Raw genomic sequence first — 15442 nt, 5'->3', positions numbered from 1 at the left:
AAGAGTATGCGTACTCTGTGCTCTATCGAGCGAGCTAATTTTGTGTTGTCTTGTCACTCTTACAACACCATGCTTCTTACGAAGACATTTGGGCGTTGTATGGTTAAGCCTCACGGGCAATTAGTACAGGTTAGCTTAACGCCTCACAACGCTTCCACATCCTGCCTATCTACGTCGTAGTCTTCAACAACCCTTTAGGACAGTTAAACTGTCAGGGATGACTCATCTTGGGGCTCGCTTCCCGCTTAGATGCTTTCAGCGGTTATCGATTCCGAACGTAGCTACCGGGCAATGCCATTGGCATGACAACCCGAACACCAGCGGTTCGTCCACTCCGGTCCTCTCGTACTAGGAGCAGCTCCCCTCAATCATCCAACGCCCACACCAGATAGGGACCGAACTGTCTCACGACGTTCTAAACCCAGCTCGCGTACCACTTTAAATGGCGAACAGCCATACCCTTGGGACCGACTTCAGCCCCAGGATGTGATGAGCCGACATCGAGGTGCCAAACACCGCCGTCGATATGAACTCTTGGGCGGTATCAGCCTGTTATCCCCGGAGTACCTTTTATCCGTTGAGCGATGGCCCTTCCATACAGAACCACCGGATCACTATGACCTACTTTCGTACCTGCTCGACGTGTCTGTCTCGCAGTTAAGCTAGCTTATGCCATTGCACTAACCTCACGATGTCCGACCGTGATTAGCTAACCTTCGTGCTCCTCCGTTACTCTTTGGGAGGAGACCGCCCCAGTCAAACTACCCACCAGACACTGTCCACAATCCCGATAAGGGACCAATGTTAGAACATCAAATATACAAGGGTGGTATTTCAAAGGCGGCTCCACACAATCTAGCGACTGTGCTTCAAAGCCTCCCACCTATTCTACACATGTAGATTCAATGTTCAGTGCCAAGCTGTAGTAAAGGTTCACGGGGTCTTTCCGTCTAGGTGCGGGTACACAGCATCTTCACTGCGATTTCAATTTCACTGAGTCTCGGGTGGAGACAGCGTGGCCATGATTACGCCATTCGTGCAGGTCGGAACTTACCCGACAAGGAATTTCGCTACCTTAGGACCGTTATAGTTACGGCCGCCGTTTACCGGGGCTTCGATCAAGAGCTTCGCTTGCGCTAACCCCATCAATTAACCTTCCGGCACCGGGCAGGCGTCACACCGTATACGTCATCTTTCGATTTAGCACAGTGCTGTGTTTTTAATAAACAGTTCCAGCCACCTTTTCACTGCGGCCCTCGTTCGCTTAGGAAGCAAGTTCCATCACAAACAAGGGCGTACCTTCTCCCGAAGTTACGGTACGATTTTGCCGAGTTCCTTCACCCGAGTTCTCTCAAGCGCCTTAGTATTCTCTACCTGACCACCTGTGTCGGTTTGGGGTACGGTTCGATATACCATAAGTTTAGAGGATTTTCCTGGAAGCATGGCATCAACAACTTCGTCACCTTGGTGACTCGTCTCGTGTCTCAGGTTAGTGTTGAACCGGATTTACCTAATTCAACGCCCTACGCACTTTCACTTGGATAACCAACACCAAGCTTGCCTAGCCTTCTCCGTCCCCCCTTCACTGATATACCAAGTACGGAAATATTAATCCGTTTCCCATCGACTACGCATCTCTGCCTCGCCTTAGGGGCCGACTTACCCTGCCCTGATTAGCATGGGACAGGAAACCTTGGTCTTCCGGCGTGGGGGTTTTTCACCCCCATTATCGTTACTCATGTCAGCATTCGCACTTGTGATATGTCCAGCAAGCCTCACAGCTTACCTTCAGCCACTTACACAACGCTCCCCTACCATGTTTACAAAGTAAACATCCGCAGCTTCGGTATATTGCTTAGCCCCGTTACATCTTCCGCGCAGGCCGACTCGACTAGTGAGCTATTACGCTTTCTTTAAAGGGTGGCTGCTTCTAAGCCAACCTCCTAGCTGTCTTAGCCTTCCCACATCGTTTCCCACTTAGCAATATTTTGGGACCTTAGCTGGCGGTCTGGGTTGTTTCCCTCTTCACGACGGACGTTAGCACCCGCCGTGTGTCTCCCGGATATCACTCATTGGTATTCGGAGTTTGCAAAGGGTTGGTAAGTCGGGATGACCCCCTAGCCTTAACAGTGCTCTACCCCCAATGGTGTTCGTCCGAGGCGCTACCTAAATAGCTTTCGGGGAGAACCAGCTATCTCCCGGTTTGATTGGCCTTTCACCCCCAGCCACAGGTCATCCCCTGACTTTTCAACGTCAGTGGGTTCGGTCCTCCAGTTGATGTTACTCAACCTTCAACCTGCCCATGGCTAGATCACCGGGTTTCGGGTCTATACCTTGCAACTAAACGGGCAGTTAACCCTCGCTTTCACTACGGCTTCCCTAAACGGTTAACCTTGCTACAAAATATAAGTCGCTGACCCATTATACAAAAGGTACGCAGTCACAGAACAAGTCTGCTCCCACTGCTTGTACGTATACGGTTTCAGGTTCTATTTCACTCCCCTCACAGGGGTTCTTTTCGCCTTTCCCTCACGGTACTGGTTCACTATCGGTCAGTTAGGAGTATTTAGCCTTGGAGGATGGTCCCCCCATCTTCAGTCAGGATAACACGTGTCCCGACCTACTTAATATGGCAAAAATAACGCTTAGTGTACGGGACTATCACCCTGTACCGTTGTGCTTTCCAACACATTCCACTACGTCATAATTACTCGGCTGCTCCCCGTTCGCTCGCCGCTACTAGGGGAATCTCAATTGATTTCTTTTCCTAAGGGTACTTAGATGTTTCAGTTCCCCTCGTTTGCCTCTACAACCTATGTATTCAGTTGCAGATAGTGCATAAATGCACTGGGTTCCCCCATTCGGACATCTGTGGCTCAAATGCGTTTTGTCAACTCACCACAGCTTTTCGCAGACTTACACGTCCTTCATCGCCTCTAACTGCCTAGGCATCCACCGTATACGCTTAGTCACTTAACCATACAACCCCAAATATCCTGCCGCTTTGCTTCCTATGCTGCGTGGACCTTCGCTTTTCGCTCAGTTACATACACAAAACGTATGCGCCTTCACTCAAAACTCGACTCCACTTGCCTAGAAACCAAATCGTTGGCTATTCCATCAAAGACATGAATGATTGATGGCTAACCTTTGGTTTGATTTGCGCCTTTTTATTCACAAATCATAGGTGCTCATTAAAGAGCTCGTGTATGCGTGACAAGTACTAATCACAAAATCAGATAGAGTACGCTCGAAGATTGCTCTTCAATTATTACTCTTTATTTTTGATTACTTTTATCAGCTTTCCAAATTGTTAAAGAACATTGACTTGGCGCTTCGCGCCGCGTCTTAAGGTTTAAAAAACCCTAATCAATATATGCTAATTCACATTTATTGATTAAGGCTTGCTTTCCTTTATTGAGCAATCACTTTCTTTTTGAAAGTGGTGGAGCTAAGCAGGATCGAACTGCTGACCTCCTGCGTGCAAGGCAGGCGCTCTCCCAGCTGAGCTATAGCCCCTTATATACAGCATAAACATCGTAAATAAGGTTGAAGATGATGAATCTTCGGCCAGTTCGCGTTTAGGCAAGGCGGATATCGAGGACGTTTAGCTCACTAAACGACGAGGTATCCAACGCAGCATAAATGCGAAATGGTAGGCTTGGGCAGACTTGAACTGCCGACCTCACCCTTATCAGGGGTGCGCTCTAACCAGCTGAGCTACAAGCCTATATCTTGCTTCTGCCAATTCATTAGCATGTGCAATATTTGCTTGTTACCCAAGCACTTACTTCTTTGCTCTTCTTTATTAACAACAAAACAATCTGTGTGAACACTGCACCACAAAAGTGATACCTATAGTGTAAGGAGGTGATCCAACCCCAGGTTCCCCTAGGGTTACCTTGTTACGACTTCACCCCAGTCATGAAACACAAAGTGGTAATCGTCCTCCCGAAGGTTAGACTAACTACTTCTTTTGCATCCCACTCCCATGGTGTGACGGGCGGTGTGTACAAGGCCCGGGAACGTATTCACCGCAACATTCTGATTTGCGATTACTAGCGATTCCGACTTCATGGAGTCGAGTTGCAGACTCCAATCCGGACTACGACGAGCTTTAAGGGATCCGCTTACTCTCGCAAGTTCGCTTCCCTCTGTACTCGCCATTGTAGCACGTGTGTAGCCCTACTCGTAAGGGCCATGATGACTTGACGTCGTCCCCACCTTCCTCCGGTTTGTCACCGGCAGTCTCCTTAGAGTGCCCAACTAAATGCTGGCAACTAAGGACAAGGGTTGCGCTCGTTGCGGGACTTAACCCAACATCTCACGACACGAGCTGACGACAGCCATGCAGCACCTGTCTCAGAATTCCCGAAGGCACTGAGGCATCTCTGCCAAATTTTCTGGATGTCAAGAGTAGGTAAGGTTCTTCGCGTTGCATCGAATTAAACCACATGCTCCACCGCTTGTGCGGGCCCCCGTCAATTCATTTGAGTTTTAACCTTGCGGCCGTACTCCCCAGGCGGTCTACTACTTAGCGCGTTAGCTTCGCTACTCACGTATATAATACACAAACAGCTAGTAGACAGCGTTTACGGTGTGGACTACCAGGGTATCTAATCCTGTTCGCTACCCACACTTTCGCACATGAGCGTCAGTCTTTGGCCAGGGAGTCGCCTTCGCCACTGATGTTCCTCCAGATATCTACGCATTTCACCGCTACACCTGGAATTCCACTCCCCTCTCCAAGACTCTAGTCTGCCAGTTCTAAATGCTATTCCCAGGTTGAGCCCGGGGCTTTCACATCTAGCTTAACAAACCGCCTGCGTGCGCTTTACGCCCAGTAATTCCGATTAACGCTCGCACCCTCCGTATTACCGCGGCTGCTGGCACGGAGTTAGCCGGTGCTTCTTCTGTTGCTAACGTCATAGCTAGCAGGTATTAACTACTAACCTTTCCTCACAACTGAAAGTGCTTTACAACCCGAAGGCCTTCTTCACACACGCGGCATGGCTGCATCAGGGTTTCCCCCATTGTGCAATATTCCCCACTGCTGCCTCCCGTAGGAGTCTGGACCGTGTCTCAGTTCCAGTGTGGCTGATCTTCCTCTCAGAACAGCTAGAGATCGTCGCCTTGGTGAGCCTTTACCTCACCAACTAGCTAATCTCACTTAGGCCACTCTTTGCGCGAGAGCCCGAAAGCCCCCTTTGGTCCGTAGACGTTATGCGGTATTAGCTATCGTTTCCAATAGTTATCCCCCACACAAAGGCATGTTCCTAAGTATTACTCACCCGTCCGCCACTCGTCATCTTCTAGCAAGCTAGAAATGTTACCGTTCGACTTGCATGTGTTAGGCCTGCCGCCAGCGTTCAATCTGAGCCATGATCAAACTCTTCAATTAAACTTCTTTCGAAATATGAACTTTTTTTGGTAAGCACTCTTATAATGAGTGCCCACACAGATTGTCTTGTTGCAAATTGTTAAAGAACATTTAGTGCAAACTTATCGAAGCGTAATGCGGAACAAAGTGACGTCCGATTACTGAGATAATGTTTGCGCAAGGTGACTGTCATTACTTGACGTCGCCTAGAAAACTTTTTCTCTGCTTAGTGAGTCCGTTAGGTCTCTCTCAAGCGGGAGGCGTATTCTACACTTCCGGTATTTGATGTCAACGTTTTTATTTAGTTTTTTTGAATTTATTTCAAATCGCTAAATCGTCTCCACCCCGCTTCACACTTGCCTTGCGGCTTGCTCTTAACATTCTTATAAAGGCTATTAAGAAGAGACATTCTTTAAAGTTTGTCCCGAAGCGAGGCGCGCATTCTACAGACCATAATCCGAAGATCAAGGGTTTATTTCAAATTAATGACAAATTCTCGAAAAAACACGACTAAAGCCCAATAAACGGACAATGTTTGAGCGGGTCGAGCAATCTATAAGCAAACAAATTTGGTTATCTGTTTATTTATGCGTAACATGGCAGTGCTTTCTTTTCCTTTTTAAAAGAAATCCTATAACAATAATCATATTAGGTAATTACTACATGAAATCTTTCTCTTTATTAAACACACTATTCGCTATAGCATTTTCAATCATTGCTTACTTCGCACTCCCAGACGATTTTACTTCCGTTCAATTGGCCTTCATTTTCGGCTTACTTTTCGGAGCAATCGCCATTCCTCAATTTTCTAAACTTATTTCTGAATCCAAATCAGTTAAAAGTTCAGCAGAAGACATATCATCAACCACCACTCTTTATGTTGGTAACCTTCCATATAAAGTAGACGAAAATGCAGTATCTGAACATTTTTCAGAATTTGGCACTGTAGCCTCAGTTCGATTAATGAAAGACCGCCGCACTGGAAAGCGCAAAGGATACGGTTTTGTTGAAGTTGCCAGTAGCAGTGCAGACAAAATGATTAAGAAGTTAAACGATACTGATTTTCAAGAACGTACATTGAAAGTACGGTTAGCCAAAGATAAAACTGAAGGTTAAATCGCAGATACAATTAAGATAAATGCAAATGGCGCTTATAAAGCGCCATTTTTGTTTAATCCGCTTTCATTTTTTTGATATAAGCTTTGGGAGACAGCCCAAATTCCTTTTTGAACTTGTTGCTAAAATAAGCCGACGATGAAAAACCAACATTAAAGGCAGTTTCAGTTATCTGCTTGCCATTGAGTAAATCGTCTTTAGCTTTAATAAGGCGGTATTTTCTCAGTAGTTCAGTAAAACTAGAATTAGTAAATGCGGTGAGTTTACGATTTAATTGCCTTTCACTTATGGCGAGTTCAATAACTGCTCGACTTCTACTACAACGATTATCTTTATAGTTATCTTCTAACCAGTCAATAAATTTGTCATAAAAGCGCGTATCCCGCTCAGAAGACATGCAATCGCTATTTAATTCGAAAATATCCTTATTTTCAACACCATTGAAATTATATTTTTGTGAGATCTTTCGTCTTATTTCTAGTAAATTTTTCGCCCTAGCCAACAATTCTAAGTTATTAAAAGGTTTCTTGATATATTGATCAATATGGTGTCCCCAGCTCGCCATTCGAGTTTTATCATCGCCTTTGGCAGTCAACATGATGATGGGAATATGGGACGTCAGTTCGTTTTCCCTTATCTTGCCGGCTAGCTCAAAACCATCTGACACTGGCATCATCAGGTCAGTAACAATAATATCCGGTATTATTTCCAATGACTTTTCGAACCCTTCTTGTCCATTTTTAGCAGAATAACAATCGTATTCCTTGCTAAAAATTAAACTTAAATAATTACGCATATCGACTTGGTCTTCCACTATCAGGATTGAAAGCTTCTTAGTAGCTTCATTATTTACACTTGATATAGTGCTATCGATATCGACAACTTCCAATTCAGTTTTGTTATTATCGATTGAAGTAGATACAAACAATTCAGATTCTGTAATAGAAGTAACATTACTTTTTGGAAGGCTAATTATAAATTTTGTACCCTCGCCAATTTGACTTTCGACTTCTATATTGCCCCCATTAGCGTTAACCAGCTCCTTGACCACTGCTAAGCCTAAACCGGATCCATTGGCTTCGGAAGCGTTTTCCAATCGAGTAAATCGGTCAAAAATCAAATCCATGTTTTCAGCTTCTATTCCTAAACCATGATCAGCTATTTCTATTGTGAGAGTACTATCTACGCTTGAAACACAAACAACGACATCACCACCTTCGTTGTTATATTTAAAAGCATTCATTAGTAAATTCGAAAGTATTTTTTCCAAAGAGTCAGCAATGTAAGTACCAGTTCCCTCACACGTATTTTTAAAAATTAATTGCTGTCCTTTACTTAACGAAATTGGTCTAAATGATTCAACGATTATTTGAATAGAGTTATAAAGATCATAGTGAACCTTATCATCCAACCTACTCGAATCTATTTTCGATAATTCAAGTACTTGGTCGACTAGATTAGTTAGTCGAAATGCATTAAGCCTCAATATATCTAAAAACCTTTTTGATTTTTCGTCTGTAATAGACTTCGCAAGTTGTTCAATAGGGCCAGAAATTAAAGCAAGTGGTGTCCTAAACTCATGAGATGCATTTGCATACAATAATTCTTTATGGTGCAACGCATCACCTAACCTCCGTTTACTTGTAGCCAATTCCTTTGTTTGTATTAGAACAGAGGACTCTAACCTTTCATTGAGGGACTTAAGCTGAAAAGTTCGATATTTAGAAAAACCAATTAAAGCAAGAATACACGCAATAATATAGACAGTGTAAGCCTGCCAGGTCTGCCAATAAGGAGGTCGAACCTTAATCTTTAATGAATTTACGGGTTGTATACTTGCACTTTTGGGATCCACGACACGGACTTCAAATAAATAGTCTCCGCTTGGCAATGTTGAGTAAGTGGCTGATGCATTTTTCGTAGAAGCGTCAACCCAACTATTATTCAAACCAACTAACCTATATTGAAATTTCAATACATCACGATCTACAAAGTTATTCGCGGCGAAGCTTAATTCGAATAAAAATTCATCATAAGAAATCACCATTGGTGTATTATTCTCAACAGATTTAATCAAATCTAGCTTTTTTGAGACCATGCCTTGTTCGTCCCTAAGCAACACCATGAGATCAACAAATACTGTTTGGTTAACTTTTTTGAGGCGCTTATCGAGAAATCGATTGGCCAAACGAGTATTTACTATATAATTTTCTCTATCTCCGGCAATCAGTATTTGATCATCTGTCAGATTTATTGAAGCAGTTATTTCGAAGTCGACATCTTTAATACCGTCTTCTTTACCGAGTTTAATTGAGGTCTTATTAACGTGGTCATATCTAACCAATCCCTGATTGGTCATTACCCAGAAATACCCCTCCGAATCCTGCACAAGCTCTCTTATATGTCTAGAATTCGCAGTATAAACAGTATCAATATATTTTAAATCTCCGGAATTTTCATCTAAATAAGCTAGCCCAGCCCCATCGGTACAAAGCCAAATGACCCCTTTATTGTCTTCCAATAAACAATTGTTAATATATGCTAATTTTTTATCAACAATAAGATTTTCTACATCTATTTGTTCAAGTTCGCTAAGGCTCTTAACTCCATAAAACCTTAGCGCTACAATTATTTGACCATCAGTTTTTTTTAGCAAAATATCAGGATTAACACTTTTAACTAATTGCTTATAGTTTCCATACTTATCAATTCTATAAATACCCGGGGATTTTCCACCTATCACGCCAAATAGAGAGTAACTTTCTGAGTAAGACAAAATAGAAGTGATTTCCCCCCCTTTTAAATCTATATTGAAGTACTTAATTTCATAATCTCCGCCTTGCTTAAAACCAACCTCCGCTAACCCTAATTTATCTGAGAATATTAAATATGCATTTCCAGACAGCTTTCTAATTGAGCTTACAAAGCCAATATCTTCTGTAAGCTCTTTTATTACGAAAGTATCCAAATCGAATTCTTGCAGACGATTATTAAAAGATAGCATTAGCTTTTCGCCATCGAAGAAACTCTCTTCAATCGAGCCTGAACTACTTTTAGATAAATTCAAATATGCAATCGAATTATTTATTGAATTGAATGTGGTGATACCAAAAAGAGGACTAGAAAAAACAAAAGTGTCATCATCAAAAACACTAACATCATAAACGTCACCAAAATCGACCCCTCCCATTTCATCAAAAATTTTAACTGTTTCTGGCTGTTTATTATTCATAAACTCTATTCTTTTAAATCCATTTTGATAAATCCAAAGATCTTGATTTCCAAACTTAAAAATTTGAGTGACGTCCTCATCAATACTGTCAGTTAGTAAAAAGCCAACTTGATTATTTTTTCTATCAATTGAAAGTAGTCCTTTGTTTGTCCCAACAAGCAAGGTATTTGAATCTAAAACAAAAACAGTGTGAAACTCTAAAATATTCTCAAATTTATCGGGGGAAATAAGCTCCAAGATCTCCCCGTTATTTGAACTGATTAACTTATTGTATTCATCAATCGCATAAATAGTATTTTCAGCAATCTCGAAAAACGTAATATCTCTCGTATCAGCAATAGATGAATCTAATTCTAATTTATACTTTCCTGTTGCAATTGAATAACTATATATTTCTCCGCCACAACTGAAATAAATAACTTCATCGATACCTTTGATATCGCGGCAAAATAGGGACACTTTTTCTTTAATATTGAAATCGACTTTATAAAACTCATCGGCTTCTAAAAAATAAATACCTTTCCCAAAGGTTGCAATCCAAATTCCCCCTTGAATATCTTCGTATATGGATTCAACATCATATTCAAACAGAGAATGATCTTTTTCCCCATAACGTAAAACATAAGAGCCAGTAATTGCAAAGATTCCATTTTCTCCCCCTAACCATAAAGAAGACTTCCCTTTAAAGAGCGAGTGAGTAGCACCTAAAGGACTATCTTCAAGTGTCTTTTTCGACTCAAAAGAATATGAGTTAACACAATAAATAAAAGCTAAAATTGACAGTACATTTCTAAGTTTTTGTCCCAAAAACACAACTATTTGTCCCACATTTAAATGTTAATATTTATGAATCTTTACATAATTAATATGGTACAAAAAATGTACTCTAACAAGTGAGAATATAATGAACTGCAAATTAAACTTAAAAACAATGCAAGAAATTGCCGATGACTACCTCACAGAAATTCAAGGTGGAAGCGACTTGCAATATGCCAATTTTGAATTTAGAAATGTATCAGGAAGAGAATTACACCCTATGGATCCTGCCAAAAAAGGGAAAAAACTTAACCCGCCATCAGATATAGGCAACCCATAATGTTGTATATTTCAAAAAAACATATAATTACTCAAATCAAGTAAATACTTAATAAACCGGCAGCAACTTATTAAAATGAGTTGCTACCGGTTTACTATATTGACACTCGGTATAAGTCACATCCTAACTATCCAATAACGTCCAGTTCTTTTACCCCCCACCATCTGTACAAAAAACAAACATATTGAAAACATGGGTGATTTTCACTTTGGTTTAATTATTGCTCTTGTAAATTATTGCATTTGTTAGTTATTACATTTGCGATGCTGGGCTTAGCAGTTAATACAAAACAAATCATTAAAGGAAGAAGACGGTGATAGATAAAATAAAAATAAAGGTAATACAATTGATGTTAGTAACGCTGGCATGTTGCTCAGCGCCAGCTTTTTCGACGTTAGTTTATTCAGACACTAATGGGACTGGGGATTTTTGGGCTCGTCCAGTTGAATCAGGACCGATTATTTCAACACTTGGGCCGGTTCAATATCATGTACAAAGTTTTTATACTGCTGGTTCGGGAGAATTCAATTTTAGCAGTGTCCAGGATTATGATGGTTATTTGCATCTATACGAATTTGATTTCTCGCCAAGCGATCAATTAGTCAATTTGTTAGCCGGTGATGATGATGGTGCAGGCGGTATAGGCACCTCAGAATTTAGTTTCAATTTAGTGGGTTTTCAGCAATATTATTTGGTGACAAGCGCGTTCGCAGCCGGAGATATTGGCAGCTTTACCAATACCGTAAGCGCAGATGATAGTGATATTGCGGTATTCGCTGGAATGGTTTCTGTGCCCGAGCCATCTACATTCGCTATTTTTTCCCTAGGTTTGGTGGGGTTAGCATCACGTCGTTATACAAAATAAACAAACAATGACGTCCAGCGAGTTTTGAATCAGCACCTTTGATTTCATCGGTGCTTTTTTGTGTCTATTTTTTGTGTTTGTTTTTGGAATGAGTCTTACTTGGAAGTGATATCTACACGCCATTTTTCGATTGCTGTCTAAATAAGCCAACGTCTGGACTACAGAACGTCTGGGAATTTAGCAGATAGATAAAAAGGCATAAAGAGAAAATGGTGCCGACTGCCGGAGTCGAACTGGCGACCTACTGATTACAAGTCAGTTGCTCTACCAACTGAGCTAAGTCGGCACACTAAGGTGACGGCTTTTGATTTACTGATGTAAGTCGTTCTACAGCAGTGACAAGGTTGGTAAATCTTGTCTCAAAAGCGAGGCGCTATTTTAATCGCAGATTGAATCTTGTCAACAGTTGTTTCTCTACTTATTGGGTTTTATTGCAAGTTTTCATCTAAGCGCCTGATTTTTCATCGCAGTGGTTAAGTTATCAGCACCCCATTAATCTATTTTTGCTAGTTTATCTGCTTCATTTAACAATTTAGGGAAATGTTCGACTGGAACGTATTTGGCCAACGTAGTCATCAGTTCAGCCAAGTCGGCATAACTGTCACCGGTTAAATTAATATGTCCCATCTTACGTTTTGCTCTGACGCTTTTACCATACAGATGCAAGTGGCAGTGATCGAGACTGAGTAAATCAGTAGAATAGTCATCGCAACCAATAATATTGATCATCGCACTTTTGCCGTGAGCTTGGGTATTACCTAATGGCAATCCCGAAATGGCGCGCATGTGATTTTCAAATTGGCTGCAATCAGTGCCTTGCATACTCCAATGACCAGAGTTATGCACCCGAGGCGCTATTTCATTAACCAATAATTGATTGCCTACTAGGAAAAACTCTACGGCTAACACACCAACGTAATCAAATTCATCAACTAATTTTGTAAACGCGGTTTGCGCCTGCGCAGTTAGTTGACTATCAATATCTGGCGCGGGGGCAACCGATACATGGAGCTGACCTTGATGATGCAGATTTTCAGCCAGGGGGTAGAACTTAATGTCACCGTGTAATCCGCGAACACCAACTAACGACAACTCGCGGTCAAATGGCACCATTTGCTCGGCAATTAAAGGCACCTGCTCTAAATCTAAATCGGCTAATTGTTGCTTCAATGCAGGTAAATCTTGGTTACTAGATAAACGCCATTGACCGTAGCCGTCGTAGCCATCACGACTGGCTTTGATAATCAGTTTTTCGCCTAATTGGGCTACCGCATCATCGAGTTGTTCGATGTCAGTAATAATGAGGTGTTTACTGTTGTTGATCTGTAATTTCTCGAGTACGTTTTTTTCACGCACGCGATCCGCACCGGTCAAAATAGCTTGCATGCTTGGGTACAGTTTTCCGCTGCTTTGCGCCTGTTCCAGCAAATCTTCCGGTACATGTTCAAACTCAACCGACAATGCATCGGCCATATCGATAGCTTGTTCAATACTGATATCGAGTTTTATTTTACTAATGGGATCAACCACAGTGTGATTGGCAACATCCACCGCGTAGACTTTGAATCCCAAAGGCACGGCAGATAGGTACATCATTTGTGCTAGTTGCCCTGATCCATAGATCAGTACGTTCATTCAGGTAACTCCAGTTCATCTAAAGCAAGTACAGTATCGGTTTGCTGTTTTCGAAACGCAATAACGGCTTCAGCCACTTTCTTATCGTGTAGCGCAATAACTTGCGCGGCTAGCAAACCTGCATTAGCTGCACCCGCTTCGCCAATCGCTAAAGTACCAACAGCCACACCTTTAGGCATTTGCACTATTGAATATAGTGAATCAACACCACTTAACTGACTGGAGCGAACAGGTACACCAAAAACTGGAATATGTGTATGCGCAGCAATCATGCCCGGCAGGTGAGCCGCGCCACCCGCTCCGCCAATAATGACATGGTAATCGTTATCAGCAGCAGTTTTAGCAAATTCAGTTAGTAAGTCTGGCGTTCTGTGTGCGGAAACCACTTTTGCATCAAAGTCCACACCAAGGTTTTTCAACATAATTGCAGCTTGCTGCATGGTTGGCCAATCTGATTTTGAACCCATTACTATTGCCACTTTAGGCATATCTGCTCCTAAATTTTTAGGTCTGAGAACCAACTGAATGTCGGTAATAAGTTTAGAGGATAAATATTTTAGTCAAATAGTAAAAATGATAGTTAAAAAGCAAACTCTCGTTAGCCCCTACTCCACCTTCGCTTAAATAAAATATACGTAAACCTAGAACAGGAATACTACCCTCAATAATTGAGGCGGCAGATTGTAGCCTAATTTTCGCCCAAGCCCAAATCTTGCTAATACGAAATTAAACATTAAATGCCCAAAGGGAGGATTTTATGTAGGTTATTCAAAAATAACTGGGCTTTTTTATACATTATCTACGTAATAAACAGGGGATTAGCTATTATATGTAGTGATTAACGTTAACATGGCATGGATTTGATAAAAGTAGCAATTAACTACGCATTCTATGCATCCACAAGCTAACCTTAAGGTTGTAATGTAGTTTAAAAGGAGTGATTAATGTTAGACAGGTTTTTAAAGAAAGAATCCGCCGGCGGTATCCTATTAATGTGCTCAGCTGTGCTTGCATTGCTTGTAGCCAACTCTCCTTTTTCAATCATTTACGATTTACTCATCGAAATGCCAGTAGTTATTCAAATTGGCGCGCTGGAAATTAATAAACCATTACTTTTATGGATTAATGATGGGTTGATGGCCGTATTCTTTTTTATGGTGGGCTTGGAACTCAAACGGGAAATACTAGAGGGTGGTTTATCCAATCCTGCGAATATAGTGTTACCGGCCAGTGGCGCAATTGGCGGCATGCTTGTACCTGCAGGCATTTATGCATTTTTCACTTGGGGAAACCCGGTGGCGCTAGCAGGTTGGGCGATACCTGCGGCTACCGATATTGCGTTTGCGATGGGTATTTTAGCGTTGCTTGGAAGTCGCGTCCCCACCAGCTTAAAAATATTTTTAGTGACCTTAGCAATCATCGACGACATTGGTGCCATCTTAATCATTGCCGTGTTTTACAGTGACAATATTTCTACTTGGCCATTAATTGTAGCGGCTTTGTGTTTAGTCATTTTGACCAGCATGAACCGTAAAAATGTCCAACAGATCCCCTCCTACATTTTAATTGGCGTGGTATTGTGGGTTGCCATGCTCAAATCCGGTGTTCATGCTACCTTAGCGGGTGTGTTATTAGCGTTCTTTATTCCTATGCGGGACAACAATAATCCCAACCTATCACCTGTAAAAACCTTAGAGCACAGTCTGCTTCCGGCGGTCAATTTTGTCATACTGCCAGTTTTTGCCTTTGCTAACTCGGGGATCAATATTGCCAGTATCAGCGTGGACTCAGTATTACACCCCGTCACCTTTGGCATATTCTTAGGGCTGTTTGTAGGCAAACAGGTGGGGGTATTTGGATTTAGTTGGTTGGTGATAAAATTAGGCTTGGCTAAACTGCCTGCGGATCAAAACTTTACGCAATTGTATGGCTGCGCGATTTTATGTGGTGTAGGTTTTACCATGAGTTTATTTATCGGCTCGTTAGCCTTCGAACAAACCGGCAACAATGCATTTTTTGATGAGCGACTCGGCATATTATTAGGCTCAATAGTGTCAGCGGTGACTGGTTATCTGGTGCTGAAAAAAGCAATTAAATAGTTTTAGAAACCGGTAATAA

7 protein-coding genes, 3 tRNA genes and 2 rRNA genes are annotated in these 15442 nt (G+C 41.9%); 4 read left to right on the top strand and 8 right to left on the bottom strand.

Annotated features, from left to right (window positions below; translation table 11 throughout):
* Positions 1-99: 99 nt before the first annotated feature.
* From VUI23_RS02975 to VUI23_RS02960, 4 genes are all read right to left on the bottom strand, one after another.
* Positions 100-2979, bottom strand: a 23S ribosomal RNA gene (locus VUI23_RS02975).
* 464 nt (positions 2980-3443) lie between these two features.
* Positions 3444-3519: transfer RNA gene (locus tag VUI23_RS02970), tRNA-Ala, on the bottom strand.
* A gap of 134 nt (positions 3520-3653) precedes the next feature.
* Positions 3654-3730, bottom strand: a tRNA-Ile gene (locus tag VUI23_RS02965).
* A gap of 133 nt (positions 3731-3863) precedes the next feature.
* A 16S ribosomal RNA gene (locus VUI23_RS02960) occupies positions 3864-5401 on the bottom strand.
* Together the 16S and 23S rRNA genes with 2 tRNA genes alongside form the textbook arrangement of a ribosomal RNA operon.
* Positions 5402-6043: 642 nt before the next feature.
* On the opposite strand from VUI23_RS02960, the gene VUI23_RS02955 reads away from it, so the two are divergent.
* Positions 6044-6496 (top strand): RNA-binding protein, encoded by a 453-nt coding sequence (locus tag VUI23_RS02955; RefSeq protein WP_216047925.1) that lies wholly within the window; start codon positions 6044-6046, stop codon positions 6494-6496.
* A 55-nt stretch (positions 6497-6551) separates the two neighbouring features.
* Here the strand turns inward: VUI23_RS02955 and VUI23_RS02950 are convergent, their stop codons facing one another.
* Entirely contained in the window at positions 6552-10541 is a 3990-nt protein-coding gene (locus VUI23_RS02950) for an ATP-binding protein (RefSeq protein WP_303502151.1), read from the bottom strand.
* A 91-nt stretch (positions 10542-10632) separates the two neighbouring features.
* Here VUI23_RS02950 and VUI23_RS02945 point away from each other — a divergent pair, with 91 nt between their 5' ends.
* The gene (locus VUI23_RS02945) at positions 10633-10824 is read left to right on the top strand and encodes a hypothetical protein (protein ID WP_342806756.1); all 192 of its coding nucleotides are present in this window, start codon (positions 10633-10635) and stop codon (positions 10822-10824) included.
* 349 nt (positions 10825-11173) lie between these two features.
* Positions 11174-11689 carry a PEP-CTERM sorting domain-containing protein gene (locus tag VUI23_RS02940; RefSeq protein ID WP_342808234.1) on the top strand — a complete coding sequence of 172 codons (516 nt, stop codon included), beginning with the start codon at positions 11174-11176 and terminating at the stop codon, positions 11687-11689.
* A 210-nt stretch (positions 11690-11899) separates the two neighbouring features.
* On the opposite strand, the gene VUI23_RS02935 is transcribed toward VUI23_RS02940, so the two are convergent.
* From VUI23_RS02935 to purE, 3 genes are all read right to left on the bottom strand, one after another.
* Positions 11900-11975: transfer RNA gene (locus VUI23_RS02935), tRNA-Thr, on the bottom strand.
* 206 nt (positions 11976-12181) lie between these two features.
* The gene (locus VUI23_RS02930) at positions 12182-13324 is read right to left on the bottom strand and encodes a 5-(carboxyamino)imidazole ribonucleotide synthase (RefSeq protein WP_342806754.1); all 1143 of its coding nucleotides are present in this window, start codon (positions 13322-13324) and stop codon (positions 12182-12184) included.
* Positions 13321-13812: a 5-(carboxyamino)imidazole ribonucleotide mutase gene (gene purE / locus VUI23_RS02925; RefSeq protein WP_303502155.1), complete on the bottom strand. Its 492-nt coding sequence runs from the start codon at positions 13810-13812 to the stop codon at positions 13321-13323. Before purE ends, VUI23_RS02930 begins: the two co-directional genes overlap by 4 nt.
* Positions 13813-14268: 456 nt before the next feature.
* Here purE and nhaA point away from each other — a divergent pair, with 456 nt between their 5' ends.
* Positions 14269-15423, top strand: coding sequence for a Na+/H+ antiporter NhaA (gene nhaA, locus VUI23_RS02920; protein ID WP_216047931.1), 1155 nt, complete (start codon positions 14269-14271; stop codon positions 15421-15423).
* The last annotated feature ends 19 nt before the right edge of the window (positions 15424-15442 follow it).

It is taken from the genome of Alteromonas sp. M12 (assembly GCF_037478005.1).
GTDB lineage: Bacteria > Pseudomonadota > Gammaproteobacteria > Enterobacterales > Alteromonadaceae > Aliiglaciecola > Aliiglaciecola lipolytica_A.
Note: the sequence above shows the minus strand (reverse complement) of the source record. Positions and strands in the feature narration are given on the sequence as shown.